A 26,454-nucleotide genomic window follows, 5' to 3' on the forward strand; every position below is an offset into this window, starting at 1 on the left:
GCCTGGCAAGCTCGCCGCGTGCGCGAGGGCCTCTACGAATCCATCATCACCACCGAGCTCGCCACCCGTTTGCAGGGTCTCGCCGATCTCAGCCCGCATGAGCTCGCGGTGGACCCCGCGGACGAACCTCACGTCGTGGCTCAACATGTCGCGAGCGTGGTGCAGCGTCACTTGGAGGGCATCCGCGACCGCGATCAGCGGGTGCTGACGGTCAACGCCGTCCTCGGCGCGCTCGACCCGAGCGCGAGCATCGAGCCCCCGGTGCGCCAACTGTTGTCCCTCGTCCCGGATGACCCGGCGGTGGGTAGCAGCAGGTTCGAGCTGCGTCCCAAGACCCCGTTGGCAGAGGCGGCCTTGCTCACCAATGCCCGCGATGAGCCCAGCCTGGCCTCGGAGATCAAGGCCGAGATGTCCTCTGCGGACTCCGTCGATCTGCTGTGTGCCTTCGTGCGCTGGCACGGCGTACGGCTGCTCGAGGATCGACTCAGGCAACTTCGCCGCGACGGCATCCGGTTCCGTGTCGTGACCACGACCTACCTCGGCTCCACGGAGCGCCGCGCGCTCGACCGCTTGGCCGAGGAGTTCGGTGCCGAGATCCGCGTGCAGTACGACGCGCAGCGCACCCGGCTGCACGCCAAGGCCTGGCTGTTTCGTCGGCAGACCGGGTTCGACACCGCCTACGTCGGCTCCTCGAACCTCTCCCGCGCGGCGCTTCTCGACGGCGTCGAGTGGAACGTGCGTCTCTCGCAGGTGGCGACCCCCAGCTTGTTGCAGAAGTTCGAGGCGACCTTCGACTCCTACTGGCACGACGCGAGCTTCGAGCCCTACGACCCCGAGCGGGACCGCGACCGGTTGGATGACGCGCTGCTGGAGGCCAGCGGGCGCAAACAGTACGACCGGGTCACTCTGACCCTCTCGGGGCTGGAGGTGCGCCCCTACGCCTATCAGCAGAAGATCCTCGACGATCTGTCCGTCGAGCGGTCCGTGCACGACCGGCACCGCAATCTCGTCGTTGCCGCCACCGGCACAGGAAAGACGGTCATCGCAGCCCTCGACTATCGGCGCCTGGCCGGTGGCAAGCGACCGTCGCTGCTGTTCGTGGCCCACCGCCGCGAGATCCTCGATCAGTCGCTGCGGACGTACCGCGAGGTGCTTTCTGACGGTGACTTCGGAGAGACCTGGTACGCAGGCACGCGGCCCGAGCGTGGCGAGCAGGTGTTCGCCAGCATTCAGTCACTCAACGCTTACGGCATCTCCCATATCCCGCCCGACGCGTTCGACGTGGTGGTCATCGATGAGTTCCACCACGCCGAAGCGCCCAGCTATCGGCGCCTCCTCGGCCATCTCCGCCCGGGCGAGCTCCTGGGAATGACCGCGACCCCGGAGCGCGCGGACGGCACCGACGTCCGCGACTTCTTCGACGGACGGATCGCCTCCGAGCTTCGGCTCTGGGACGCCTTGGAGTCCGACCTGCTGTGCCCGTTCCACTACTTCGCGGTCGCCGACAACACCGATCTCTCCTCGATCTCCTGGCGGCGCGGTCGGTACGACGACGCCGAGCTCGATCGCGTCTACACCGGCAACGACGCGCGCGCAGCCATCGTGCTGCGCGAGCTGCGGGACAAGATCGCCGACCTCGGCGCCATGCGCGCTCTGGGCTTCTGTGTCAGCGTGGCGCACGCGCACTACATGGCTCAGGTCTTCGCACGAGCGGGTATCGCGGCCGCCGCGGTCAGCGCGGAGACTCCGGCCGCCGAGCGGCAGCACGCCCTCAGCGACCTGCGCGCTCGCCGGGTCAATGTCCTTTTCGCCGTCGACCTCTTCAACGAGGGACTCGACATCCCCGACGTCGATACCGTTCTCTTCCTACGGCCGACCGAGAGCGCCACGGTGTTCCTGCAGCAGTTCGGTCGTGGCCTGCGGCGTACCCAGGACAAGGCCGTGCTCACGGCTCTTGACTTCGTCGGGCACCACCGCAAGGAGTTCCGGTGGGACGTCAAGCTGCGCGCTCTCACCGGTCGCGCCCGGGGCGAGCTGGTGCGCGACATCGAGCAGAGCTTTCCGTTCCTCCCGTCGGGCTGCCAGATCGTGCTCGACCGGACGGCCCAGCAGACGATCCTCGACAACGTGAAGGCCCAGGTCTCGCGGCGCTGGCCCCAGGTCGTCCAGGATCTGCGCTCCATCGGCGATACCACGCTTGCCGACTTCCTGGCGCGATCGGGACTTCCGCTCTCGGACGTCCTGCGGTCAGGCAGCAAGTCCTGGACGGGACTGCGTCTCGACGCCGGTCTGCCCGTGCGACTGCGCGAGGACTACGCACCGAAGCTCCTCAAACGAGGACGTGCCCTCGCCCACGTCGACGATCCCGACCGGGCCGGCGCCTACCTCCGCCTGCTCCGAGATGACGCCCCCGACTACGCCGACCTCGGCGAGAGCGACCAGCGGTTCGCCCGCATGCTGTTCTTCTCGCTGTGGCCCGACGGCGGCTCCTTCCCCTCCTACGACGCCGGTCTCAGGGCACTGCGGCGGGAGGAGGCCGTCCGAGACGAGTTGAGCGGCATCATCGAGCTCGCGCTCGACGCCACCTCGCACGTCACGACACCGCTCACGGGGTCACTCGCGCCCTATCCGCTGCGCGTCCACGGGCGCTATCAGCGCGAGGAGATGCTCGCCGCCGTCGACTACGCGACGCTGAAGCGGAAGCCGACGAGCATGATGCAGGGCGTTGCCTACGCACCTGCTGCGAACGCCGACCTGCTCATGGCGACGCTCAAGAAGTCTGAGGCCGAGTACTCCCCCACCACGATGTACCGCGACTACCCGATCAGCCCCTCCCTCTTCCACTGGGAGTCGCAGAACGCCACGACGGTCGCCTCGCCGACCGGTCAGCGCTATCTCAGTGGCACGAGCAACGTCCTACTGTTCGTGCGCGAGACCGCGCAGAACCCCCTCGGGACCGCGCCGTACCTCTTTCTCGGACCCGCCACCTATTCGTCCCACGAGGGTGAGCGCCCCATCGCCATCACCTGGAAACTGGCGCACCCGCTTCCTGCCGACTTCTTCCAGGCGGCCACGGTGGCTGTTCAGTGACCAATCGCGATTGGTTATGTCCGTCGCGTGAACCGAAGATCGCCGTTCGGCATCCGTTGATGCAGATAACGGTCGTCGTGGATCAGATGATGATGATGACCACACAGAAGAATGCCTTTGTCGAGATCGGTCTTCCCGCCCGCTGACCACGGATCCACATGATGCGCCTCGCACCACGTCGAGGGAATGGTGCAGCCGGCGGCGCGGCATTCTTTGTCGCGAATGGCGAGGGCTTTTCTCTGACCTGGACTGAAGAGCCGGTTTGTGCGACCGAGGTCGAGCGGCACCGAAGGCGTGCCGAGGACTGCGGGGACGAGATTGGCCGTGCAGGCTAGACGCCGGGCCTCGCCGGCGGTGATCCGGGAACCGTCCGCGAGCGTCGCGGAGCCGAGGCCGTCGACCAGGGCCGCCAGGTCCATGGTGATCACCAGCGTCGTGGCGTCCCCGCCGTGCAACGGCAGCCGGGACGGGTCGATGCTCTCAAGCAACGAGCAGAACGCCTCACCCAACCGCCGCTCGTAGGGCACCCGCCGCCCGTCCGCCGCCGGCTCATCGGCTGCCCGCCGAGGGTTGGTGAACGACTCCAGCATCGTGCTCAGCCGCAGCGCCACTGACTCCGGGACCTGAGCGCAGATGATCGCCGAGCCGTCGCCGACATGCCGCACCCCCAGCGTCGTACGCCGCCGGGCTCGGCGCTCCGCAGCGCGCAGCTGCTCCTCCTCGACCTCCTCCGCCCACTCCGGCGCGACCACCTCCAGCAGCCGCTCCGCCAGGCGGCCGAGCTCACGCGGCCCGAAGTCCGCGGCCTGCTCGACCAGGTAGGTCTCCGCCCGGGCCAGCATCGCCGACCACTCCTCCGCGGTGGCCTCGACCAGCGAGAACGCGTCGGACAGGTCGTCGAGCGCAGCGACCATCACGTGCCCCTGGTCGAGGCTCACATGCCCGCCCGCAAGCGCGGTCCCGACGCGGTGCCAACGTCGCTCGCACGCCACCCCGAGCCGCTGCAACCGCCGCGCGTTCGGCCCCGCGGTGTGGGTGCGGCGCGCGACCCACGCGGCCACGTCGCGACAGCCATCGGCGTCGGCCACGTCATCGGCGCACGCGATCACCCGCGCATGCATCGCCTGCGCCCGCGAGGCCAGATGGGCCGTCATTCGCAATGCCTGGCGCTTCTCCGAGATCGACAGGAATGTCGGATCACGGTCGGCGATCTTGTCGAGAAATGCCTCCGCGCACCCCACGTCGGCGAGGTAGGGATGAGCCGTGTCGGCCATCGTCGCCTCCCGAGAGGACGTGGTGGAGAACTGGTTCCGTAGGACCGATTCTACCAATGTTCGAAAGCGTTCGAAATGGCTCGGAAGGTAAAGACTGAATCTGTGGATAAAGGCGCGCGGGTTGCGACCATCCGGACGGTGACGACGACTAGGTGCCCGTCACCTCGAGGTCGACAAGAACGCCCGTCCACACAACCCGCGTCACAGGGTCGATGGGGCCAGCGTGCGGCAGGTAGCTGGACTGGAGGTCCTCGTAGCGGGCCGTGCCCGGGACGGGGTACCAGGCAGCGCCGTCACCGGGTCGGTGGTCCTGCCACTCCATGCGGACCCGCGTCACGAGGCCCTCGGTCATCGGAAACCCGTCAGGGGCGTCGACGTTGTTCGCTGCGAGGACACCGATGAGGCCGACGGGGCCGGTGACCGGTCGTGGCGCATCCCAGTAGATGGTCGCGCCGTCGGCGTCGATGACCGTCGGATGCCTGCCACCCTCCGCTCCGGCCCACGGAGGAATGGCCCGGGCGAGACCGGTCAGCCGGTGGTGCTGATCGGGACCCTGGTCCCCTCGACTGCTCTCGCGGAACTCCAGCCACGCAGCGAGCTGGTCACCCACGGCGATGACGCCGCCGTCTTCTTCCAGCTGCCAGGCGGCGACATGCACGGTCAGGCCCATGTCGCCAGTCTCGCGCACAAGCGCAACGAACCCGACCCCCCACACGGAGGGGCCGGGTTCGCGTGGCTGCCGCTCGTGGACTCGCCGTCACTCCCCTCAGGGGATCAGGGTCGGCCCACCCTCACCGGGTGACGACTCAGCTGCAGCCAGAGGTGCTGCCGCAGCCCTCGCACACGTGGCAGGAGCCGGCGGGGCGCATCTTGGTGCCGCAGGTGAAGCAGAGCGGGGAGTCGACCGCGGAGCCGGTGATCTTCTCCATGAGCTCGGCCGAGGTGTGGGCGTCGGCCGGGGCCGGCTTCGCCAGCGGGACGACCGGGGTGGTCGCGGCGGGCGCGTCCTCGATGAGCTCGGCGGCGGCGCCGGTCTCCTCCACCGACTCATACGAGCCGGTCTCGAGGTGGCGCTGACGCTCGTCGGCGGAGTAGATGCCCAGCGCAGCGCGCTGCTCGAAGGGCAAGTAGTCCAGGGCCAGGCGACGGAAGATGTAGTCCATGATCGACTGCGACATCCGCACGTCCGGGTCGTCGGTGAGGCCGGCGGGCTCGAAGCGCAGGTTGGTGAACTTCGAGACGTAGGTCTCCAGCGGGACGCCGTACTGCAGGCCGATCGAGACGGCGATCGAGAACGCGTCCATCACGCCCGACAGGGTCGAGCCCTGCTTGCCGAGCTTGAGGAAGACCTCGCCGAGCTCGCCGTCGTCGTGCGCACCGGAGGTCATGTAACCCTCGGCGCCGCCGACGGTGAACGACGTGGTGCGCGAGACGCGCGACTTGGGCAGGCGCTTGCGGGTCGGGGCGTAGACGACCTTCTCGACGACCTTGGTCTCGACCTCGGCCGGCTTGGCCTCGGTGCCCTTGTTCTCACCCTTGCCGCCGGACAGCGGCTGGCCGACCTTGCAGTTGTCGCGGTAGATCGCGGTGGCCTTGAGGCCGAGCTTCCAGGACTGCATGTAGACGTCCTCGATCTCCTCCACGGTCGCCGTCTCCGGCAGGTTGACCGTCTTGGAGATCGCGCCGGACAGGAACGGCTGAGCCGCCGCCATCATCCGCACGTGGCCCATGGCCTTGAGGGCGCGGGCGCCCATCGCGCAGTCGAAGACCTCGTAGTGCTCGGTCTTGAGGCCGGGGGCGTCGATGACGTGGCCGTGCTCGGCGATGTACTCGACGATCGCCTCGATCTGCTCGGGCTGGTAGCCGAGCTTCTTGAGCGCGCGCGGCACCGTCTGGTTGACGATCTGCATCGAGCCGCCGCCGACGAGCTTCTTGAACTTGACCAGCGAGAAGTCCGGCTCGATGCCGGTGGTGTCGCAGTCCATCATGAAGCCGATGGTGCCGGTGGGCGCGAGCACCGAGGCCTGCGCGTTGCGGAAGCCGTTGGTCTCCCCCAGCGCGATGACGTCGGCCCAGGCCTGGGTGGCGAGCGTGTGGACCTGCTCGTCGGCGACGTGCAGCGGACGCACGGTGTCGTTGGCCGCCTGGTGCTTGCGCATGACCCGCTTGTGGGCCTCGGCGTTGCGGGCGTAGCCGGCGTACGGGCCGACGATCGCGGCGAGCTCGGCGGAGCGCTTGTAGGAGGTGCCGGTCATCAGCGAGGTGATGGTCGCGGCCATCGCACGACCGCCGTCGGAGTCGTAGCCCAGACCCATCGCCATCAGCAGCGCGCCGAGGTTGGCGTAGCCGATGCCGAGCTGGCGGTAGTCGCGGGTGGTCTCACCGATCGACTCGGTCGGGAAGTCGGCGAAGCAGATGGAGATGTCCATCGCGGTGATGATGAACTCCACGGCCTTCGCGAAGACCTCGCCGTCGAAGGTGTCGTCGTCCTTGAGGAACTTCAGCAGGTTCAGCGAGGCGAGGTTGCACGAGGAGTTGTCGAGCGACATGTACTCCGAGCACGGGTTGGATGCGGTGATCCGCCCGGTCTCGGGGTTGGTGTGCCAGTCGTTGATCGTGTCGTCGTACTGCAGACCCGGGTCGGCGCACTCCCAGGCGGCCTTGGAGATCTTGCGGAACAGCTCACGGGCGTCGACGCGCTCGATGATCTCGCCGGTGGTGCGCGAGCGCAGACCGAAGTCGGTGCCCTCCTCCACGGCGCGCATGAACTCATCGGAGACACGGACCGAGTTGTTGGCGTTCTGGTACTGGACCGAGGTGATGTCCTTGCCGCCGAGGTCCATGTCGAACCCGGCGTCGCGCAGCGCGCGGATCTTGTCCTCCTCGCGCGCCTTGGTCTCGACGAACTCCTCGATGTCGGGGTGGTCCACGTCCAGCACGACCATCTTGGCGGCGCGACGGGTGGCGCCACCGGACTTGATCGTGCCGGCGGAGGCGTCGGCACCGCGCATGAAGGAGACCGGACCGGAGGCGGTGCCACCGGAGGAGCGCAGCAGCTCCTTGGAGGAGCGGATGCGGGAGATGTTGAGGCCGGCACCGGAGCCGCCCTTGAAGATGAACCCCTCCTCCTTGTACCAGTTCAGGATCGAGTCCATGGAGTCGTCGACGGAGAGGATGAAGCAGGCGGAGACCTGCTGGGGCGACTCGGTGCCGACGTTGAACCAGACGGGGCTGTTGAAGGAGAAGTACTGGTGCACGAGCAGCCAGGTGAGCTCGTGCTCGAAGACCTCGGCGTCCGCCGCGCTGGCGAAGTAGCCGTTCTCGAGGCCGGCCTTGGTGTAGGTGTGCACCACCCGGTCGATGAGCTGCTTGAGACCGTTCTCGCGGGAGTCGGTGCCGACGGCGCCACGGAAGTACTTGGTGGTCACGATGGTCGAGGCGTTGACCGACCAGAAGTCGGGGAACTCGACGTCGCGCTGCTCGAAGACGGTCTCACCGGTGCGCCAGTTGGTCTGGACGACGTCGCGACGCTCCCAGTTGATCTCGTCGTAGGGGTGCACCCCCGCGGTGCTGAACACCCGCTCGACCTTCAGGCCCTTCTTCGCGGCCTTGCGCCCCCTGGTTGCGCTGGTGACCGTCTCCGTCATGCCCGTCTCCTCTGATGCGTCGTGGCTCGTGCTGCTGGTGGTGGTGCTCATGCTGTGGTGGTGCTCCGGTCGGTGCTCTCACTGTCGATGGTCTCTCCGAGCACCGACAGTGGCGGGGGAAGCTGGTGGAAGGCCCGGTGCGCAGCTTCCCCACTACGCACCGGGCTGTTCGAGAGGTCAGCCCGATGCGGCGGGCTGGCCGGGACTCCGCTCGGCGCGGAGCGTGGCGATCTCGGCGGCGAAGTCGTCCGCCGACTCGAAGGCGCGATAGACGCTGGCGAAGCGCAGGTAGGCCACCTCGTCGAGCTCGCGCAGCGGGCCGAGGATCGCCAGGCCCACCTCGTGGGCCGGGATCTCCGCCTGACCGGCGAGCCGCAGGGCGTCCTCGACCGCCTGACCGAGGCAGGCGAGCTGGTCCTCGCTCACGGGCCGGCCCTTGCAGGCCTTGCGCACCCCGGACACCGCCTTCTCCCGGGTGAACGGCTCGCTCGCGCCGGAGCGCTTGAGGACCATCAGCTGCATGAGCTCGACGGTCGAGAACCGCTTGGCGCAGGACCCGCAGGTGCGGCGTCGCCGGATCGAGCCCCCGTCGTCCGCGACCCGGGAGTCGATCACCCGGGTGTCGGTGTTCCGGCAGTAGGGACAGTGCATCCGGGGCTCCTCTCAGGCGCGCCACAACAGCCCGGGGCGGAAGTGCCTCAGGGTGTGGATAACGGGGGGTCTGCTGTGTAGAACTCACTCACATCTGTGAGTCTTGCGCCGCTGAGCTGTGCACTAGATGTGGATAACTACAGCGCTGTAAGTACTAGATGTAGGGGTAACCGTACGCGTGCGGCGGATCCTCTGCAAGCCCGCGCGACACGATCGAGGCCCCCGGTACGGACCGCCTTCGAAACCGCAGGTCAGAGCCCTGCCAGCCTTCGCCGGACGCCGGCGCGACACCGCAAGCGGCACGGATCAGGCGCGAATCGGACGCCGCACGGACGTGGCTCAAAAGGGGCGGGGTCGACGTGCGGGTCGCCGAGCGCCCGGGCGCGCGATCAGCGACAATGACCCCGTGGCAAGCAAGGGCAAGCGGGCGGGTTCGAGGCGGGGCACCAAGAAGACTCCGACGGTGCAGCCACGCCTGCTCGCCCTGGCCGGAGGCGTGACGCTGGCCGTCATCGCCTGGGGATACCTCGTCTACGCCGCGATCGACTTCGGTGCCAGCGCGCGCGGCGGCGACTCCGGAGGCTGGTGGCTCCTGGCGCTCGCCTCGACCGGCGCCGTGGCCTGCCTGTTTGTGGCCCTCATGCTCATCGCACGCCTGCTGCGCGAGCTCTGCCTCACCTCCGGCCCCTCCTCGTCGCCCGATCCCGCAGCCGCCCCGACGCAGGACCCCGTCGCCGCGAGCACCCCGGCGACACGCACGACGGTGCCAGGCGGACGACGCGCGGCCCGCTGAACGACCTCGACCTCGAGGAACGACCAGGGGGCGGAGCCATCAGGCTCCGCCCCCTGTCTTCCCCTGCTCGCCGGTCGGGGTCGAGGCGACCGGCGATGTCTGGCGTGCCTCAGCTGGTGGGCACCGCGAGGCGCTGACCGGCGACGAGCATCGTGGAGTCGAGGGCGTTGAGCCGCTCGATGTGGCGCATCTCCTCGCGCACGTCACCGTCGTCGCTGAGCTCGGCGGCGATGTCCCACAGGGTCTGACCGGTGCCGACCGTGATGATCTCCGTGGGCTCCGCCGAGCCCCTCTCCGCCGTCGCCATCGAGCCGCCGGCGAGGGCGAACCCGACGCCCAGCAGGACCGCCACGCAGAACAGGAAGACCACCACGCGGCCTCGGCGGGTCAGCCGCACGGACCGGCCGGTCGCCGGACGAGAGGTGATGATCATGGTCGTGGGGTTCAGCGTGCTCATCGTGGCTCCTGGGGAAGTGGTGTCAGCCTCGGATCGCGGCGTCGAGAAGATGTCTAACGCCCGCCACCGACAGTCCCGCCGAAACGGGACCGGATCGACGTTCGACCAGACGTTCGATCGAACACATGTACGACGCTAGAGCAGGTGTTCGAGGAACGCAAGCATCTGGGCGAACGAATGTTCGACGCATCGCCCGTCTCGGCCGCGCAGGCAGGCCCGCGACACGCACTTCGAACAGATGTTTGAACTCTGGGGGTGGATGTCGCTACGGTGGCCCTCACGCCACCGGACCCGGGACGACGCCCGATCCGCCGGAGGCGCGGACAACCCGGACGACGACCCGAGGGAAGGCACAGATGGCCAAGAAGAAGAGCGACGGGGTCGCTGAGCTCCCCGACGGTCCTGCTGACGCGACCGGACTCACCCCGCGCCAGGTGCGGGTGCTCACCCACATCACCGACTGCATCGAGAAGCGCGGCTACCCGCCGAGCATGCGCGAGATCGGTCAGGCCGTCGGCCTGACCAGCTCCTCGAGCGTGGCGCACCAGCTGAAGGTCCTCGAGCAGAAGGGCTTCATCAAGCGCGACCCGCACCGTCCGCGTGCCCTGGAGGTGTTCCTGCCCGAGGTGATGGCCGCCCGCAAGGCCATGTCCTCGGGCGAGGGCTCCTCGGTTGACGAGACCGGCATCGGCGACAGCGTGCCGGCCCCCTCCTACGTGCCGGTGGTGGGCCGTATCGCCGCAGGCGGGCCGATCCTCGCCGAGGAGCGGGTCGAGGACGTCTTCCCGCTCCCACGTCAGCTGGTCGGTGACGGACAGCTGTTCCTGCTCGAGGTCTCCGGTGACTCGATGATCGACGCGGCGGTGTGCAACGGCGACTACGTGGTGATCCGCCAGCAGCAGACCGCCAACAACGGCGACATGGTGGCCGCTCTGATCGAGGGCGAGGCCACCGTGAAGACCTTCCAGCGCAAGGACGGCAAGGTCTGGCTGCTCCCCCACAACGACGCCTACGAGCCCATCGACGGCACCCACGCCTCGATCCTGGGCAAGGTCACCGCGGTCCTGCGCCGGGTCTGAGGTCCCTCGCGCCGGGTCCGTGGCGAGTCCGAGCCGGGCCGGCACGGGGTGACAGGATCACCTCGTGCCAGCCCCTCGCGCCGCCCGGCGGCGCCCGTCCTCGCCCGGCCCCTGCCGAGCACGCGCCCTGGGCCTTCCAGCGCTCTGCCTCGCCGTCCTCACCGCCCTCGCCCCGACCCCGGCACACGCCGATCCCGGCCCGCCTCGCTCGGCTGGCCCCTCGGCTGGCCCCGCGACCGGCTCGGCGACGACCCCGCTGAGCGTGCCCACCGAGGCGGTGCCGCTGCGCCGGGCCCGGGCCGCCCTGGCCGGGGCACGCCGCGCGCTGGCCCCCGAGTCCAGCGGCCTGCGCGCTGGCGACGCCACGATCGCCCTGCGGGACCTGGCACTCACCCTGGATGCCCTGCCGGCCGGCGAGCGCGCCGCAGCGCGACGCCTGCTCGCCCGACCCACCGACGGCCGCGCGGATCCCGCCGGTCACGGGTGGGGCCCTCGCGCCGCACCGCGGGTGCGCTGCACCGCGGTCCTCTGCGTGCACTGGGCGTCGAACCCGGCGAGCGCGGACAGCCCCGACCTCGCCGACCTCTCCGGCAACGGGGTGCCCGACCAGGTCGACCTGGTGCTGGACACCCTCGTCTCGGTGCACGCGCGCCTGCGGTCGGCGGGATACCGGGCGCCGCTCGGCGACGGCCCGCTCGGCGGTGACGCCCGCACGGACATCTACCTTGCCGACATCGGCGACCAGGGGCTGTACGGCTACTGCGCGAGCGACGCTCCTGTCCCGGTCATCGGCGCCAACGCCCGTGCGGCCTACTGCGTGCTCGACGACGACTACGACGGCACGCAGTTCCCGGGCAACACGCCGCTGGAGAACCTCCAGGTGACAGCGGCCCACGAGTACTTCCACGCCGTGCAGTTCGCCTACGACGCCACCCAGGACGCCTGGCTCATGGAGGCCACCGCCGCCTGGGTCGAGGACGAGCTGTTCGACGACGTCGACGACAACCGCCAGTACCTGCACCGCAGCCCGCTGCGCCAGCCGAGGCGTTCCCTGGACGACCGCGGCCGGGCGGACCGCGCCGACGCGCTGCGGGTCTACGGGAGCTGGATCTTCTTCCGTTGGCTCGGCGAGCGGCTGCCGACCGCGCAGGGGGGTCTGGCGACAGTGGTCCGCGACATCTGGGAGGCCGCGGACTCCACAGGGCCGCACGTCCAGGACCACTCCCTGGCCGCGATCAGCACCGTGCTGCGCGCCCGCGGGACGACCCTGCCCGCGGCGCTGGCGGGCTTCGCCGCCGACAACCTCGCCCCCGCGGCGTCGTACGACGAGGGGCGGGGCTACCCCGCGGCCCGGCCGGTCGCGGCGCTGGGCGTCGGCCGGGCCGCCGTCCGGCACCGGGTGCGCCTGGACCACCTCGCCTCGGCCAGTGTCCGGCTCACCCCGGCCACCACGCTGCGCGGGCGCGGATGGCGGCTGCGACTTCGCCTGGACCTGCCGCCACGAGCCAGCGCGCCGGCGGCCGTGGTGACCACGCTCGCCGCCGACGGCACCCGCACCCGGCACCGCGTCGCCCTGGACCGCACCGGCGCAGGACGGATCGCCGTCCCGTTGGCGGGGGTGCGCCACGTCGACGTCACGCTGGTCAACGCCAGCACCCGGCTCACCTGCTGGCGTGGCAGCCGCTTCTCCTGCGCGGGCACACCGACCGACGATGCTCGGCGCTTCTCCCTGGTCGCTCGCGCGGTGCGTTGAGCCGACCGCCGACCGGCGACCGACGGTCGACGGCGAGCCTCAGGCGGTCGGCTTGCCGGCGAGCCGGGCCAGCGCCTGGCGCACGATCCCGGGATCGGTGGTCGTCCACATCGACGGCAGGCTGGCCTTGAGGAAGCCGCCGTAGCGGGCGGTCGCCAGTCGGGGGTCGAGGACCGCGACCACACCGCGGTCGGAGGTGGTGCGGATCAGGCGTCCGGCGCCCTGGGCCATCAGCAGCGCGGCGTGGGTGGCGGCGACCTGCATGAAGCCGTTGCCGCCGGCCTTGTCGGCCGCCTTCTGCCGCGCCGACATCAGCGGGTCGTCGGGTCGCGGGAACGGGATCCGGTCGATCAGCACCAGCTGGCAGGTCTCGCCCGGGACGTCGAGGCCCTGCCAGAGCGTCAGCGTGCCGAACAGGCAGGTGTGCGGGTCGGCGACGAACTGCTTGGCCAGCTCGGGCAGCTGGGCGTCGCCCTGCGCGAGCGTGGTGAGGTGCGGCAGCCGCTTGCGGACCTCCTCGGCCGCGGCCTCGGCCGCGCGGCGCGAGGAGAACAGGCCGAGCGCCCGGCCGTCGGCGGCGTCGATGAGCTCCACGATCTCGTCGAGCTGGGCCTTGACCAGCCCGTCGCGCCCCGGCGGCGGGAGGTGGCGGGCGACGTAGAGGATGCCCTGCTGGCCATAGTCGAACGGCGACCCGACGTCGAGACCCCGCCAGGGCTGGCCCTCCCCCGGTGCGGCCGCGGTCGGCGAGCCGTCGATGATCCGCTCGGACGGCTTGAGCCCGACGCTCGTCGCCACCGAGCTGAAGTCGCCACCCAGCATCAGCGTGGCGGAGGTGAACACGACGGTCTTCTCGTTGAGCAGCTTGTCGCGCATCTGGCCCCAGACCTGCAGCGGCGCCACGCACAGGCGCGGGGGCATCCGCTCGGAGCCCTCGGTCATCCACAGCACGTCGGAGTCGAGCTCGGCGGCCATCCGCTCCGCGGTCGTGAAGACCTCCTGCAGGGTGCCGCGGGCTTGGGTGCGGCCGGCGTCGGCCTCCCCGTCGCGGTCCTTGTCCTTGGGGAACGCCGAGATCGCCGCACGCGCGCTGTCGCGGACCAGCACGAGCGCGTCGCCGAGGTCGAGCGGGAGCTGCTCGAGGCGACCCGGCCGGGCCTCGCCCATCGCGGCGCGCAGCGCGTCGGCGGCGTCGGAGAGGTCGTCGGCCTCGCTGCCGTCGACGTAGCGCTGCGCGCGCCGGGCGGCCCGCTCCACCTCGGCGGCCCACAGCTCGTCGGTGGCGGCCTGGGTGACCCGCTGGGTCAGCTCGTGGGCCTCGTCGATCACCACGACGTTGTAGTCGGGGATCATCGGGACGCCCTCGACCGCGTCGATGGCCAGCAGCGAGTGGTTGGTGATGATCAGGTGGGACTTCTGGGCCTTCTCCTTGGCCAGCTCGGCGAAGCACTCCTGGCCGAACGGGCACTTGGCGGCGCCGAGGCACTCACGGTGGCTGACGCTGACCTGGCGCCACTCCTTGTCGGTGTGGCGCGGGGCGTTGTCGCGCTCGCCGCTGCCGCCGTCCTCGGCCTCCTTGTCGGCCCAGGCGCGCAGCTCGAGCACCTTGGCGCCCATCGAGCCCTCCGGCAGCTGCACCAGCGCGCCCTGGTCGTCCGGCACGCCCTCGCGGACCCGGTGGAGGCAGGCGTAGTTGGAACGGCCCTTGAGCACGGCGTACGACGTGTCGACGCCCGGCTGGCCCTTGAGCGCGGTGGTCAGGCGCGGGATGTCGCGCTCGACGAGCTGGTGCTGCAGCGCCAGCGTCGCGGTGGCGACCACGACGCGCTCGCGGTGCAGCAGGCTGGGCACGAGGTAGGCCAGCGACTTGCCGGTGCCGGTGCCGGCCTGGACGAGCAGGTGCTGCTCGTCCTCCATCGCCCGACCGACCGCCTCGGCCATCTGTACCTGCCCGGCGCGCTCGCTGCCGCCGAGCGCACGCACGGCCGTCGCGAGGACGTCGCGGACGGAGGTCTGCTCGACAGTGGAGGACACCGGAGAACCCTAACCGCGGCCACCGACGATGCCGACGGCGTCCTCACAACCGTGTGAGCACCGCCGCGACGTGCTCGCCGAACGCCGTGTGGCCCTCGGGTGTGAGGTGCAGCCCGTCGGGGAGGTAGGGCAGCGTGAGCCCGCTCGTCGAGACGTACGTCGCGCCGTGCCGGGCGGCCAGGCGGGCCAGCAGCGCGTCCACGCGCCGGGCCTGCTCGGTGCGCGCCGGGGCGAGCGGCGGGCCGACCACCACGAGCGGGCGGGCGCCGACGGCCTGGGTCAGCCGCGTGAAGCCCGCGACGATCTCGGCGTGGCGCTGGTCGTGGTCGTTGAGACCGCCCTCGACGACGACGACCTCGGCGTCCGGGTGGGCGCGCAGCGCGTCCGCGGCGCGGGTGGCGAAGGAGACGTCCCCGCACCCGCTCGCCGCGCGGCTGAAGCCGGAACCGGAGAACCCCGCCACCCGCAGGCGCCCGTCGAGACGCGTGGGCCAGGCCGCGAGCGGGTCCTCGAGCAGCAGGCCGGCGGCGTAGGAGTCGCCGACCACGAGCACCGAGCGCCCGGTCCCGGTCACGGTGCCGGCGCGGTCGGTGGCGGCGGCCGTGAAGCGCTCACAGCGCCCGGCGTCCCCGCCGATGGCCTGGCCGGCCACCCACACGGTCCCGGTGGCGCCCACGACGAGGGCGGCGAGGACCGCGGCCAGCCGGCGACGGCGCCGTGACCGTCCCTGGGACACTCCCTGGGGCACTCCCGGCGACACCCGCCCGCCCGCCTGCGCGGACGGGTCACCGATGAGAGGGGCCCCGCGACGTACCACCGCACCATTGTCGGACAACCCGGCGCCGACGGCACCCGGTTCGCGCGGTTGGGTGGCACCGTGACCGATTTCGTCATCTGACCCGGCACGCCCCGGTGCGTGACCGGGGCGCGCCGAGCCGGTCAGGCGGGAGCGCGGACGGCGTACTCCTCGAGCTCGCCGGCGAGGTCGGCGTTGGCGCGACCACTGACCAGCGAGCCGTCGGCGGTGTGCTCCAGGGAATCGATCTCGCCCTGCTGGTGGATCCGGTTGACCAGGTCGCCGCGCTCGTAGGGCAGCAGCACCCGGAACTCCACGTCGGGGTGGGGCAGCTCGCTCTCGATCACCGCCAGCGCCTCGGGGATGCCCTCGCCGGTCTTGGCCGAGACCACCACGCAGTGCGGCTCGCGCTGCTGGAGCCGGGCGATCACCATCGGATCGGCCTGGTCGGCCTTGTTGATGACGATCAGCTCGGGGACCCCGGCGGCGTCGATGTCGGCCAGCACCGCGCGGACCGCGGAGATCTGGCCCTCCGGGTCGGGGTGCGAGCCGTCCACGACGTGCAGGATCAGGTCGGCGTCGGCGACCTCCTCCAGCGTGGAGCGGAACGCCTCGACCAGCTGGTGGGGCAGGTGGCGCACGAAGCCGACGGTGTCGCTCATCGTGTAGACGCGCCCGTCGTCGGTCGTGGTGCGACGCGTGGTCGGGTCCAGCGTGGCGAACAGCGAGTCCTCCACCAGCACGCCGGCGTTGGTGAGCCGGTTGAGCAGCGAGGACTTGCCGGCGTTGGTGTAGCCAGCGATCGCGACGCTGGGGATCTGGTGGCGACGACGCTCCGAGCGCTTGGTGTCGCGGGTCCCCTTCATCTCCTTCAGCTCGCGGCGCAGCTTGGCGATCTTGGTGTTGATGCGGCGCCGGTCGGTCTCGATCTTGGTCTCACCGGGACCGCGGCCGCCGATACCGGCACCGCCGGCGACCCGACCACCGACCTGGCGCGAGAGGTTGCCACCCCAGCCGCGCAGGCGCTGCTTCATGTAGCTGAGCTGCGCCAGCTCGACCTGCGCCTGGCCCTCCTTGGACTTCGCGTGCTGGGCGAAGATGTCGAGGATCAGCGCGGTGCGGTCGACGACCTTGACCTTGAGCCGGTCCTCGAGGTTGCGCAGCTGGCTGGGGGCCAGCTCGCCGTCACAGATCACGGTGTCGGCGCCGGTGGCGGCGACGATCTCCTTGAGTCCCTCGACCTTGCCGCGGCCGATGTACGTCGCGGGGTCGGGCGTCTGGCGGCGCTGGTAGATGGCCTCCAGCACCTCCGAGCCGGCGGTCTCGGCGAGCAGCGCGAGCTCGGCCATGGAGTTCTCGGCGTCCTCGACCGATCCCTCGGTCCAGACACCGACCAGCACGACGCGCTCGAGGCGCAGCTGGCGGTACTCGACCTCGGTGATGTCCTCGAGGTCGGTGCGCAGGGTGGCGACGCGACGCAGGGCGTGGCGCTCGGCCAGCTCCATCGCGCCGACGGTCGGCTCCTCCTCGGGGTCCGGCTCGTCGGCCCAATCGGAGGCACCGTCGGAGGTGTCCTCGGCGAACGGCTCGTCGTCGGGCTCCTCGGTCGCCGTGTCGAGGCGGTCCGTGGCCGGGTCGGTGTCGTCCCAGCCGGTGGTCTCCTCGAGCTCGTGGTCGAGGCTGAAGTGAGATGCAGAAGAGTTCGTCATACGCCTTCCAGAGTAGGTCCCCGGGTGAACGCCCGCGACCGATTAACTATGCCCGGCGTCCAGGACCCGCTCGGTACCCCGGACCGGAAGGACTCAGCCCTCTCCCCCCGCTCACTTCGGAGGCATCCGGATGCCGCCGTCGACGCGGACGACCTCGCCGTTCATGTAGGAGTTGGTGAGGCACTCCAGCACCATCGAGGCGAGCTCGTCGGGGCTGCCGAGGCGCCGCGGGAACAGCACCGACTCCCCCAGCTTGGCCTTGAACGCCTCCGACTCGGGGCCCTCGCCGTAGATCGGGGTGTCGATCAGGCCGGGGGCCACGGTGTTGAGCCGGATCCCGGCGGCGGCCAGGTCGCGGGCGACCGGCAGCGTCATGCCGACCACGCCGCCCTTGGAGGCGGAGTACGACGCCTGCCCGATCTGGCCGTCGAAGGCCGCCACGCTGGCGAGGTTGACGATCGCTCCGCGGCACCCGTCGGCGTCGGGCTCGTTGCCGCTCATCGCGGTCGCGGCCTGGCGGACCATGTCGAAGGTGCCGATCAGGTTGATCGCGACGACCTTGGTGAAGGCCTCCAGGGAGTGCGCGGACTCCAGCGTGCCGTCGCGCCCGATGGTGCGCTGGGCGAACCCGATGCCGGCGGAGTTGACCACCGCGCGCAGCGGCGCGAGCTGGGCGGCGAGCTCGACGGCCGCGGTGATCTCCTCGGTGCGGGTGACGTCGACGTGCGCGAAGACGCCGCCGATCTCGTCGGCGAGGCTCTGGCCGCGCTCGTCCTGCAGGTCCGCGACCACGACGCGCGCGCCGCGGGCGGCGAGCTGCCGGGCAGCGGCGGCCCCGATGCCCGAGGCTCCGCCGGTGACGATCGCGCTTGCTCCGTTGATGTCCATGCGCCGGAGCATAGGGGCGAGGGTGCGATGTGCGTCACGTGGGTCGGATCACAGGAGACGCTGCGCGCCGGCGTACGTCCCGAGGCTCGACTCGACCGGTCGACACCCTCGATTCAACGCTCAGAAGTCTCGATTCAACCGACGGGCCGGGTCACAGGGCGGTGGTCCCCCGGGCGACGAGGACGGCTGGGCCGGTGAGGAGCACCCGGCCCTCGGTGGTCCAGGTGATCGACAGCGAGCCGCCGGGGACGTCGACGCGGTACGTCGCGTCGGCCGCGGGGGGCGAGCCGATCGTGCCGTGGTGCTCGTGGATGGCGGTGGCGACCATGACCGCGCAGGCGCCGGTGCCGCAGGAGCGGGTCTCCCCCGAGCCGCGCTCGTGGACGCGCATCTCGACGTGGTGCGGGCCGCGCGGGACGACGAACTCGACGTTGACGCCGTGCGGGTAGACCTCCGGGTCGTACGCCGGGGACTCCAGCAGCGACCCGACCGGGCCGGCGGGGTCCAGCGACTCCACCCGGGCCACCGCGTGCGGGTTGCCCATGTCGACGTGCAGCGCCGGCCAGGTGTGCGCGCCGACCGAGACCACCGTGCCGCCCAGGACGCGAGCCACGCCCATGTCCACGGTGACCGCGTCGCCGTCGACGGTGACGGTCTTGATCCCGTCGCGGGTGCCGACCGGGATCGGGGCGCCGGCGTCGACCAGGCCCGCCTCGACCAGGTGGCGCGCGAAGACGCGCACCCCGTTGCCGCACATCTCCGAGACCGAGCCGTCGGCGTTGCGGTAGTCCATGAACCAGGTCGCCTCGGCCGGGTCGACGTGATCGCGCGCGGCGGCGTACGCCTCGGTGCGCACCACGCGCAGCACGCCGTCGCCGCCGATGCCGGCACGCCGGTCGCACAGCGCGCGGACCCGGGCGGCGTCCAGCTCGCCGTGCACGGCGGTGTCGTGGTCGGGCAGGATCACGAAGTCGTTCTCGGTGCCGTGACCCTTGAGGAACTCGTAGTGCATCAGGCGTAGAGCCCCTTCGCGTAGTTCTCCGGACGGTAGTGCTCGTCGAGCTCGGCCAGGCTCATCCCGGTCGGCTCGGTCTCGGCGGCCAGCACCGCGCGCCGCGGCACCACCGCCTCGGGGTCCCAGGTCTCGGGGTCCCACAGCCCCGAGCGCAGGAACGCCTTGGCGCAGTGGGAGAACAGCTCCTCGATCTCGACCACCACCGCCAGCACCGGTCGGTGACCGCGCACCACCATCTCCTCGAAGAAGGGGGCGTCGCTGACCAGGCGGGCGCGGCCGTTGATGCGCAGCGTGTCGCCGCGGCCGGGGATGAAGAACTCCAGCCCGACGTGCGGGTTCTCCACGATGTTGCGATAGCCGTCGGCGCGCCGGTTGCCCGGTCGCTCGGCCAGCGCGATCGTGCGCTCGTCGATGACGTGGACCAACGAGCCGGCCGGGTCGCCCTTGGGCGAGGCGTCGCACTCCCCCGCCGCCGAGGCGGTCGCCATCACGCAGAACGGCGAGGCCGCCAGCCAGGCGCGGTCCGCCTCGAGCAGCGCGTGGCGGGCCTTGTCGCGGGCCCGCGGCTGCGGCTCCCCGATCACCTCGAGGAGCTCCTCGACGCTGGCGATCGTCGCCCAGTCGGGCGGCGGCTGGGTCGACGGGTTCACCCGCCCAACCTACCCAGTCCGCCGCCCGCCGGGCTCAGCGCGGCTCAGCGCACCGGCTTCACCACGGCCGCGCTGCCGCCGCCGCGCCGCTCCGGCTCGGCCACCGCGGTGAGCCGGCCGCGCGGGCCGAAGCCGATCGCGGTGGCCGCCCCGATCTCCGCGGCGCTGGTGAACGCATCGCCCGAGGGCGTCAGGGTGTGGCCGAGCGCCGTGAGGCCCGGGCCGAAGGCGTCGATGAACGCCGGCTCCGCGGTCACCGCGGCGGTGTTGCGCTGCGCGGCGCGCGGGGCCGCGATCGCCTCGGGCAGGCTCAGGCCGCGGTCCACGACGCCCACGATCATCTGCAGCACCGTGGTGATGATCGTGGAGCCACCGGGTGAGCCGAGCGCGAGCACCGGCTTGCCGTCACGGGTGATGATCGTCGGCGACATCGAGCTGCGCGGGCGCTTGCCGGGCTGGATCCGGTTCGGGTCCTGCGGGTCGTAGACGGTGCTGAAGTCGGTGAGCTCGTTGTTGAGCAGGAACCCGCGCCCCGGGACGACGATGCCCGAGCCACCGGTCTGCTCGATGGTGAGGGTGTACTCCACGACGTTGCCCCACCGGTCGGCCACGGTGAGGTTGGTGGTGGAGATGTTCTCGGTGTCCTCCGCGACCTCCCCGGCCGGCGCCGGAGCGTCGCAGCGCCCGTCGTACGACGTGACATCCCCGGCGGCCACCGGCTTGGTCGCCGCCTGCGCCGGGTCGAGCTCGCAGGCGCGCTCCGCGGCGAACCGGTCGCTCAGCAGGTCGGAGACCGGGACGTCGACGAAGGCGGGGTCGCCGACGTACTTGCCGCGGTCGGCGAAGGCCAGCGCGCTGGCCTCGAGGTAGTGGTGCATGGCCTCGGTGTCGTCAAGGTCCTCGAGGTCGAAGCGCTCCAGGATGTTGAGCGCCTCACCGATCGTGGTGCCGCCGCTGGAGGAGGGGGCCATGCCGTGCACGACCACGTCGCGGTAGCGGCTGCGGGTGGCCGCCTGCTTGGCGGTGCGGTACTCGCGCAGGTCGGCCAGCCGCATCCGGCCGGGCGGCACCGGCAGGTCGGTGGTGCGGGTCTTCGGGGGCGTGCGCACCGTGCGGACCACGTCGCGGGCCAGCGAGCCGCGGTAGAACGCCTCGGCGCCGCGGCGCGCGAGGAGGTCGTAGGTCTCGGCGAGGTCGCGGTTGCGCAGCACGCTGCCGACCCGCGGGGCCTTGCCACCGCGCAGGAACAGCTTGCGGGTCGAGGTGAAGGCGCCGAAGCGCTCGGCGTTGTCGTCGGTCTGGTCGTGGAAGGTCTGGTCGACCACGAAACCCTGGCGCGCGATCCGGGTGGCCGGCCGCAGCGCGTCGGCGAGCTCCCAGGTGCCCCAGCGACCCAGCGCGTCCTCCCAGGTGGCGGGGGTGCCCGGCACCCCGACGGACACGCCGCTGGTGACCAGCTCGGGGGTGAACCGGTACGGCTCCCCGGTGGCGGGGTCGATGAAGGAGTCCGAGCGCATCCGCGACGGCGCGGTCTCGCGGCCGTCGATGGTGCGCACCCGTCCGGTCTTCGCGTCGTAGTGCACGAAGTAGCCGCCGCCGCCGATCCCGGCGCTGTACGGCTCGGTCACCCCGAGGGTGGCCGCGGCTGCGACCGCCGCGTCGACGGCGTTGCCGCCGCGGCGCAGCACCCGCAGGCCCACCTGCGTGGCGTAGGGGTCCACCGTCGAGACCGCGCCGCCGGCACCGACGGCGGTGGCGACCTTGCGCGGCTCCGGCACGGCACCGTTCGGACCGTTCCCGCTGCCCGGTGGCGCGGCGGTGGCTCCGGGGGCGGTGGCGGGGACCGCCACCGCGGCGAGGCTGAGGGCGAGCAGGGCAGTGGCAGTGCGGCGCATGGTGGTCCTCCCGTGACGTGCGGTCCATGCCCCGTGTACCCCGTTTCCGTGATCCTGCTCGCACCGGCCACGCGGCGTCTCCTCAGCCGGGCCCGACGACCTCGTAGCGCGCGCAGAGGAACGCCCGGTTGCGGGCGTGCTCGACCAGGCGCAGGTCGAGCGGGCGCGGCAGCAGCGGGCGCCCGGCGCCCAGGGTCACCGGGGCGATCGAGACCACCACGTCGTCGAGCAGCCCGTGGTCGGCGAACTGTCCGGCCAGGTCGCCGCCGCCGACGATCCACACGTCCTTGTCGCCGGCCGCCCTCGCGGCCTCGACCATCGCGGCGTGCACCTGCGCCACAGGCTCGGCGGTGAAGGTGATCCGCTCGCCGACCGCGGGCAGGTCGCGGTGGGTGAAGACCCACGAGGCCACGTCGTAGGGCCACTTCTCCCCGGTGCTCGCGAAGTGCCGCCGCCCCCATTCGTACGTCGTGGCGCCCATCGCGAGCGCGCCGATCCGGGCGTAGAAGTCGTCGTAGTTCATCGCGCCGCGCTCGTCGATGTCCTGGCTGAGCAGCCAGTCGAGCGAGTCGTGCTCGTCGGCGAGGAAGCCGTCGAGCGTGGTCGCGGTGTAGTAGGTGGTGCGGGTCATGGGAGTCCTCCGGTGCGTCGGCTCAGCCAGCTGATCGGGTCGCCCTCGGGCCAGCCGGGGGCGGCGGCGCCGAGCAGCCAGCGGGCCAGCTGGCGCCGGTGGGCGGCGTAGGTCAGGACGTGCGCGACCACGCTGCCGAGCACGAAGCTCTCCGGTGGCTCGCACAGCGCGTCGATGAGCCGGTCGCCCCAGGCGCCGCGGCGCTCGATGTCGCGCAGCGCCGCCAGCCAGCGGGGAGCGACCGCATCGTGGCGCGCGAGCAGGGCGGCGGGGTCGTCCGCTCCGGCGGGCGGTTCGTCGGCGCCGGTGATCGAGGCCAGCCATATCTCCTTGGTCCGCACCAGGTGGTGCAGCACCGCGGCCGGGGTGGCCTCCTCCCCGTCGAAGGGCAGCGGGGCGTGACCGGGCAGCCGGACCGCGCGCCACTCGGCGTCGCTGAGCCCCTTGGCGGCCTCCAGCAGGTCACGGGTGTCGTCGAGGTCGTGGTGGACCATCAGCATCGTCGCCTCGCCAGCCGCCTGCGACGCGGGCCCCTCGACCCACAGCGAGGTCGGCGGGTGGAAGTGGATGCCGTTGGGGGCGGGCAGCCAGTGGGTGCCGGGCTCGGCGGGCACGGCGCTCGGCGGCTGGCCGAAGGCCCGGGCGAAGGCGCGGCTGAACCCCTCGACGGACTCGTACCCCGCGGCCCAGGCGGTGTCGGTCACCGAGGCGCCCTGGCGCAGCTGCCAGGCCGCACGCTCCAGCATCACCCGGCGCCGCATCGCCACCGGCGGCTCGCCGGCGCCGCGGGAGAGCTGGCGGTTGAAGTGGTACGGCGAGGTGAACGCCTCGCTGGCCATCTGCGTCAGCGTCGCGTTGTCCTCCTCGAGGACCGCGTCCAGCAGCTCGCGGAGCCGGTCGCGCCCCGGGGTGGTGTCAGCCATGGAGCCAGTCTGGCGCCGAGCACCCCGCCGCGCCCGACCGAAGTTGCTCAGCCGCCGGTCGCAGCGGCGAGCACCCGGAACCCCGTGCCGCTGATCCCGCGGGCCCGGGCGGAGAGGACGACGGCGGCCGCCCCGGTGGCCGGCGCCAGGCCGGCGAACGAGCGGAAGCCGCCGGTGCCACCGTCGTGGAAGAGCACTGTCTCGCTCAGGCCGAGGCGCTTCGGCGCCCGGCCGGCGGGCATCCGCAGCCAGCCGAGGCCGGCCTCGAGACGCCCGACCTCGTGGCGGGCGCGCGTGGTCGCCGCGGCCGCGGCGGCGAGCGGCCCGGCCGCGCCCTCGGCGAACACCGCGAGGAACCTCAGCAGGTCGGCCGCGGTCGAGCGCAGACCGCCCGCACCGGCCAGCCCGGCCAGGTGCCACGGGTGCGCCTCGCGTCCCCACCAGCCGTGCCCGGTCGCCACCCGCCGCCGCGCCTCGGCGGGCGGGTCGATCCAGGTGTCGTGCAGACCGAGCGGGCCGGTCAGCCGCTGCGCCACCAGGGCGTCGTACGTCGTGGAGAGCCGGCGCGCGAGCGCCCAGCCGAGGAGGCCCGCACCGAAGTTGGAGTAGGAGAACCGCTCCCCGGGCGGGCCGGTCGGCGTGGTGAGACGTAAGGCCTCGGTCATCGCGGCCTCGTCGAGGTGGGCGTAGGGGTCGCGCCGGTCCAGCGCCCCGCCGCGACCGGTCAGCGCGGGGCCGGTCATCCCCGCGGGGAGCCGGGGCAGGCCCGAGTGGTGGGTGGCCAGGTCCTCGAGCGTGATCGGCCGGCCCACGACCGGCGGCGCGACCGGGAGGTACGCCGCCACGGGGTCCTCCAGCGCGACCACCCCCTCCCGCGCGAGGTCGGCCAGCAGCAGGGCAGTGAACGTCTTGGTCACCGAGCCGATCTCGAAGATCGATCCGGCGCCGTCCGGCAGGGGCCCGCGCTGCCAGACCCGGCTGACGCCCCCGGCGGTGACGCCGACGACGGCGCCGTCGCGGAGGCCGCGGGTCGTGGCCAGGACCTCCTCCACCCGGTCGAACGCCTCGGGGGTGGCGGAGCCGGCTGCGGCGTCAGCGTCCTCGGGATCGGTCGTCGGGACGGATGTCACGGATGGCCTCCAGGGCGCGCTCGACGCGGTCGGGGTCGTCGTACCGCACCCACCGTATGCGGGGGTCCTTGCGGAACCAGCCGTTCTGGCGCCGCGCGAAGCGGCGGGTGGCGATCACCGTGCGCTCGCGGGCCTCGTCCTCGGAGAGCTCCCCGGCGAGGTGGGCCGCGACCTCGCGGTAGCCGATCGCGCGCGAGGCGGTGCGGCCCTCGGCCAGGCCCTCGGCGAGCAGCCGCTCGACCTCCGCGACGAAGCCGTCGGCGAACATCTGCGCCACCCGCTGCTCGATGCGCGCGTCGAGCGCGGGCCGGTCGATGTCGACGCCGATCTGCACGGTGTGTGGGTCGACGTACTCCAGGCGTGGCAGGGACGCCGAGAACGGCCGCCCGGTGATCTCGACGACCTCGAGGGCGCGGACGATCCGGCGACCGTTCTCCACCAGGATCGACGCGGCGGCCTCGGGGTCGACGCGGCGCAGCCGGGCGTGCAGCGCGGCGGGCCCGATCTCGGCGAGCTCGGCCTCGAGCCGCTCGCGGACCGCGGGGTCGGTGCCGGGGAACTCGAAGCGGTCGAGCACCGCGCGGGTGTAGAGCGCGGAGCCACCGACCAGCACCGGCGGGCGTCCGGCGGCCCGCAGCCGGGCGATCACCTCGCGCGCCCAGCCCTGGAACTCCGCCACGCTGGCGGCGTCGCGCACGCCGAGGGTGTCGAGCAGGTGGTGGGTGATCCCGCGCCGCTCGGCCGGGGGCAGCTTCGCGGTGCCGATGTCCATGCCCCGGTAGAGCTGCATGGCGTCGGTGTTGACGATGTCGCCGCCGAGGCGCTCGGCCAGGTCGAGGGAGAGCGCGGTCTTGCCGGACGCGGTCGCCCCGACCACGGCGACGACCGGGACCCGCGAGGCGGAGGGCTGCTCGGACACGGGAGAAGTGTCGCAAGGCCGCTAGCGTGTGCCACCGCCCCCTCGCCCCACCGCGCCGCCCCAGGAGAACCGCATGGGATCCCCCGACCCCCAGCCCGACCCCCACCAGGGCCGCTTCGTCGTCGTCCCCGCGTCCTACGTCTACCTGCTGCGCGACGGCTCGCAGGGCACCGAGGTGCTCCTCCAGCTGCGGCAGAACACCCCCTACATGGACGGCTTCTGGGCCGCGGCGGCCGCCGGCCACGTGGAGCCCGGCGAGACGGCGTACGACGCGGCGCGCCGCGAGGCGATCGAGGAGATCGGTGTCGAGGACCTCGAGCTGGCCTTCCTCACCACGATGCAGCGCACCCTGCACGCCGACCCGATCGACGAGCGGGTCGACTTCTTCTTCACCGCGCGGACCTGGGGCGGGGAGCCTCGGGTGGTCGAGCCCGACAAGTGCGCGGAGCTGCGCTGGTTCCCGCTCGCGGCGCTGCCCGAGCCGGTCGTGCCGCACGAGCGGGTCGTGCTCGACCTGCTGGCGGGCGGGGACGTGCCCGCCTACACCAGCGTCGGTTTCGCGACCGACGTTCGCTGACTGCGACGAGGCCTCCGGAGCGTCGGCGGCTCCCCCTAGGATCCTGAGCAGATTCGCCGACCCCCACAGGAGTGCAGATGACGACCAGGATCGTGACCGGCGTGGACGCCAGCGAGACCGCCGCGGAGGCGGCTCGCACCGCGGCAAGGCTGGCGCTGTCGCTGGGTGCCGAGCTCCACGTGCTCTCGGCGTACGGCAAGTTCGAGGTCGAGCGGTTCAAGGCCGGCGGCGACGAGTTCGTCTACAGCTCCGAGGGCGACGCACTGTCCGTGGCCAACGAGGTCACCGACTCGCTGCGCATGGAGTTCCCCGACCTCAAGGTCCACACCGCCGCCGCCGTGGGCCAGCCCGCCGAGGCGATCGTCCGGGCCGCCGACGACCTCGGCGCCGACCTGATCGTGGTCGGCAACAAGCGCATGCAGGGCCTGGCCCGGGTGCTGGGCAGCATCGCCAGCGAGATCGCCCACAAGGCGCACTGCGACGTCTACATCGCCCACACGCACCCGCGCTGACCCGCGCCTCCCGGGGTCGCCACACGGCGTC

22 protein-coding genes are annotated in these 26,454 nt (G+C 72.0%); 6 read left to right on the top strand and 16 right to left on the bottom strand.

What is annotated here, in order from left to right; translation table 11 throughout:
- The first annotated feature begins 18 nt into the window (after window positions 1-18).
- A complete protein-coding gene (locus GFH29_RS17140) occupies window positions 19-3,090 on the top strand; it encodes a DUF3427 domain-containing protein (RefSeq protein ID WP_153324987.1) in 3,072 nt (1,023 codons plus the stop codon).
- 14 nt (window positions 3,091-3,104) lie between these two features.
- Here GFH29_RS17140 and GFH29_RS17145 read toward each other — a convergent pair whose 3' ends face one another.
- The 4 genes from GFH29_RS17145 to nrdR all read right to left on the bottom strand — a co-directional run bounded on the left by GFH29_RS17145 (window position 3,105) and on the right by nrdR (window position 8,662).
- Entirely contained in the window at window positions 3,105-4,364 is a 1,260-nt protein-coding gene (locus tag GFH29_RS17145; RefSeq protein WP_153324988.1) for an HNH endonuclease signature motif containing protein, read from the bottom strand.
- A 148-nt stretch (window positions 4,365-4,512) separates the two neighbouring features.
- Window positions 4,513-5,034 carry a hypothetical protein gene (locus tag GFH29_RS17150; RefSeq protein ID WP_153324989.1) on the bottom strand — a complete coding sequence of 174 codons (522 nt, stop codon included), beginning with the start codon at window positions 5,032-5,034 and terminating at the stop codon, window positions 4,513-4,515.
- 136 nt (window positions 5,035-5,170) lie between these two features.
- A complete protein-coding gene (locus tag GFH29_RS17155) occupies window positions 5,171-8,011 on the bottom strand; it encodes a vitamin B12-dependent ribonucleotide reductase (protein WP_153325866.1) in 2,841 nt (946 codons plus the stop codon).
- A gap of 177 nt (window positions 8,012-8,188) precedes the next feature.
- A complete protein-coding gene (gene nrdR / locus GFH29_RS17160) occupies window positions 8,189-8,662 on the bottom strand; it encodes a transcriptional regulator NrdR (protein WP_153324990.1) in 474 nt (157 codons plus the stop codon).
- Window positions 8,663-9,125: 463 nt separating this feature from the next.
- On the opposite strand from nrdR, the gene GFH29_RS17165 reads away from it, so the two are divergent.
- Window positions 9,126-9,455, top strand: coding sequence for a hypothetical protein (locus GFH29_RS17165; protein WP_153324991.1), 330 nt, complete (start codon window positions 9,126-9,128; stop codon window positions 9,453-9,455).
- Window positions 9,456-9,564: 109 nt separating this feature from the next.
- Here GFH29_RS17165 and GFH29_RS17170 read toward each other — a convergent pair whose 3' ends face one another.
- On the bottom strand, window positions 9,565-9,912 hold the full coding sequence (locus GFH29_RS17170) for a LysM peptidoglycan-binding domain-containing protein (RefSeq protein ID WP_153324992.1): 348 nt from the start codon (window positions 9,910-9,912) through the stop codon (window positions 9,565-9,567).
- A 356-nt stretch (window positions 9,913-10,268) separates the two neighbouring features.
- On the opposite strand from GFH29_RS17170, the gene lexA reads away from it, so the two are divergent.
- Window positions 10,269-10,991, top strand: coding sequence for a transcriptional repressor LexA (lexA, locus tag GFH29_RS17175; protein WP_153324993.1), 723 nt, complete (start codon window positions 10,269-10,271; stop codon window positions 10,989-10,991).
- Between the two features lie 262 nt (window positions 10,992-11,253).
- Entirely contained in the window at window positions 11,254-12,744 is a 1,491-nt protein-coding gene (locus GFH29_RS17180; protein WP_153324994.1) for an MXAN_6640 family putative metalloprotease, read from the top strand.
- A gap of 39 nt (window positions 12,745-12,783) precedes the next feature.
- On the opposite strand, the gene GFH29_RS17185 is transcribed toward GFH29_RS17180, so the two are convergent.
- The 11 genes from GFH29_RS17185 to miaA form a co-directional block, all read right to left on the bottom strand.
- Window positions 12,784-14,778 carry an ATP-dependent DNA helicase gene (locus tag GFH29_RS17185; protein ID WP_153324995.1) on the bottom strand — a complete coding sequence of 665 codons (1,995 nt, stop codon included), beginning with the start codon at window positions 14,776-14,778 and terminating at the stop codon, window positions 12,784-12,786.
- Between the two features lie 43 nt (window positions 14,779-14,821).
- On the bottom strand, window positions 14,822-15,514 hold the full coding sequence (locus GFH29_RS17190) for an SGNH/GDSL hydrolase family protein (RefSeq protein WP_194288982.1): 693 nt from the start codon (window positions 15,512-15,514) through the stop codon (window positions 14,822-14,824).
- A gap of 203 nt (window positions 15,515-15,717) precedes the next feature.
- Window positions 15,718-17,283 (bottom strand): GTPase HflX, encoded by a 1,566-nt coding sequence (gene hflX / locus GFH29_RS17195; protein ID WP_416224769.1) that lies wholly within the window; start codon window positions 17,281-17,283, stop codon window positions 15,718-15,720.
- A 111-nt stretch (window positions 17,284-17,394) separates the two neighbouring features.
- Window positions 17,395-18,171 carry an SDR family oxidoreductase gene (locus GFH29_RS17200; protein WP_153324997.1) on the bottom strand — a complete coding sequence of 259 codons (777 nt, stop codon included), beginning with the start codon at window positions 18,169-18,171 and terminating at the stop codon, window positions 17,395-17,397.
- A gap of 151 nt (window positions 18,172-18,322) precedes the next feature.
- Window positions 18,323-19,183: a diaminopimelate epimerase gene (gene dapF, locus GFH29_RS17205; RefSeq protein ID WP_153324998.1), complete on the bottom strand. Its 861-nt coding sequence runs from the start codon at window positions 19,181-19,183 to the stop codon at window positions 18,323-18,325.
- Window positions 19,183-19,836 (bottom strand): pyridoxamine 5'-phosphate oxidase family protein, encoded by a 654-nt coding sequence (locus GFH29_RS17210; protein WP_228387570.1) that lies wholly within the window; start codon window positions 19,834-19,836, stop codon window positions 19,183-19,185. Before GFH29_RS17210 ends, dapF begins: the two co-directional genes overlap by 1 nt.
- A 44-nt stretch (window positions 19,837-19,880) precedes the next feature.
- The gene (gene ggt / locus GFH29_RS17215) at window positions 19,881-21,731 is read right to left on the bottom strand and encodes a gamma-glutamyltransferase (RefSeq protein WP_153324999.1); all 1,851 of its coding nucleotides are present in this window, start codon (window positions 21,729-21,731) and stop codon (window positions 19,881-19,883) included.
- Window positions 21,732-21,813: 82 nt separating this feature from the next.
- A complete protein-coding gene (locus GFH29_RS17220) occupies window positions 21,814-22,362 on the bottom strand; it encodes a dihydrofolate reductase family protein (protein WP_153325000.1) in 549 nt (182 codons plus the stop codon).
- A complete protein-coding gene (locus GFH29_RS17225) occupies window positions 22,359-23,285 on the bottom strand; it encodes a helix-turn-helix domain-containing protein (protein ID WP_153325001.1) in 927 nt (308 codons plus the stop codon). The genes GFH29_RS17220 and GFH29_RS17225 overlap by 4 nt, the downstream gene beginning before the upstream one ends.
- Window positions 23,286-23,332: 47 nt before the next feature.
- Window positions 23,333-24,415: a serine hydrolase domain-containing protein gene (locus GFH29_RS17230; RefSeq protein WP_153325002.1), complete on the bottom strand. Its 1,083-nt coding sequence runs from the start codon at window positions 24,413-24,415 to the stop codon at window positions 23,333-23,335.
- Complete coding sequence (miaA, locus tag GFH29_RS17235; RefSeq protein WP_153325003.1) at window positions 24,378-25,334, bottom strand: tRNA (adenosine(37)-N6)-dimethylallyltransferase MiaA; 957 nt, start codon at window positions 25,332-25,334, stop codon at window positions 24,378-24,380. The genes GFH29_RS17230 and miaA overlap by 38 nt, the downstream gene beginning before the upstream one ends.
- A gap of 73 nt (window positions 25,335-25,407) precedes the next feature.
- On the opposite strand from miaA, the gene GFH29_RS17240 reads away from it, so the two are divergent.
- Together GFH29_RS17240 and GFH29_RS17245 are read left to right on the top strand one after the other, a co-directional pair.
- Window positions 25,408-25,911 carry an NUDIX hydrolase gene (locus tag GFH29_RS17240; protein ID WP_153325004.1) on the top strand — a complete coding sequence of 168 codons (504 nt, stop codon included), beginning with the start codon at window positions 25,408-25,410 and terminating at the stop codon, window positions 25,909-25,911.
- 77 nt (window positions 25,912-25,988) lie between these two features.
- A complete protein-coding gene (locus tag GFH29_RS17245; protein WP_153325005.1) occupies window positions 25,989-26,423 on the top strand; it encodes a universal stress protein in 435 nt (144 codons plus the stop codon).
- The last annotated feature ends 31 nt before the right edge of the window (window positions 26,424-26,454 follow it).

The sequence above is a fragment of the Nocardioides sp. dk884 genome (assembly GCF_009557055.1).
GTDB lineage: Bacteria > Actinomycetota > Actinomycetes > Propionibacteriales > Nocardioidaceae > Nocardioides.

What these genes read in the sequence shown, in the direction of transcription:
- GFH29_RS17145 (WP_153324988.1), bottom strand. Translation starts at nt 4,364, where the DNA reads ATGGCCGACACGGCTCATCCCTACCTCGCCGACGTGGGGTGCGCGGAG.
- GFH29_RS17150 (WP_153324989.1), bottom strand. Translation starts at nt 5,034, where the DNA reads ATGGGCCTGACCGTGCATGTCGCCGCCTGGCAGCTGGAAGAAGACGGC.
- GFH29_RS17155 (WP_153325866.1), bottom strand. Translation starts at nt 8,011, where the DNA reads ATGACGGAGACGGTCACCAGCGCAACCAGGGGGCGCAAGGCCGCGAAG.
- nrdR (WP_153324990.1), bottom strand. Translation starts at nt 8,662, where the DNA reads ATGCACTGTCCCTACTGCCGGAACACCGACACCCGGGTGATCGACTCC.
- GFH29_RS17170 (WP_153324992.1), bottom strand. Translation starts at nt 9,912, where the DNA reads ATGAGCACGCTGAACCCCACGACCATGATCATCACCTCTCGTCCGGCG.
- lexA (WP_153324993.1), top strand. Translation starts at nt 10,269, where the DNA reads ATGGCCAAGAAGAAGAGCGACGGGGTCGCTGAGCTCCCCGACGGTCCT.
- hflX (WP_416224769.1), bottom strand. Translation starts at nt 17,283, where the DNA reads ATGACGAACTCTTCTGCATCTCACTTCAGCCTCGACCACGAGCTCGAG.
- GFH29_RS17200 (WP_153324997.1), bottom strand. Translation starts at nt 18,171, where the DNA reads ATGGACATCAACGGAGCAAGCGCGATCGTCACCGGCGGAGCCTCGGGC.
- dapF (WP_153324998.1), bottom strand. Translation starts at nt 19,183, where the DNA reads ATGCACTACGAGTTCCTCAAGGGTCACGGCACCGAGAACGACTTCGTG.
- ggt (WP_153324999.1), bottom strand. Translation starts at nt 21,731, where the DNA reads ATGCGCCGCACTGCCACTGCCCTGCTCGCCCTCAGCCTCGCCGCGGTG.
- GFH29_RS17220 (WP_153325000.1), bottom strand. Translation starts at nt 22,362, where the DNA reads ATGACCCGCACCACCTACTACACCGCGACCACGCTCGACGGCTTCCTC.
- GFH29_RS17225 (WP_153325001.1), bottom strand. Translation starts at nt 23,285, where the DNA reads ATGGCTGACACCACCCCGGGGCGCGACCGGCTCCGCGAGCTGCTGGAC.
- GFH29_RS17240 (WP_153325004.1), top strand. Translation starts at nt 25,408, where the DNA reads ATGGGATCCCCCGACCCCCAGCCCGACCCCCACCAGGGCCGCTTCGTC.
- GFH29_RS17245 (WP_153325005.1), top strand. Translation starts at nt 25,989, where the DNA reads ATGACGACCAGGATCGTGACCGGCGTGGACGCCAGCGAGACCGCCGCG.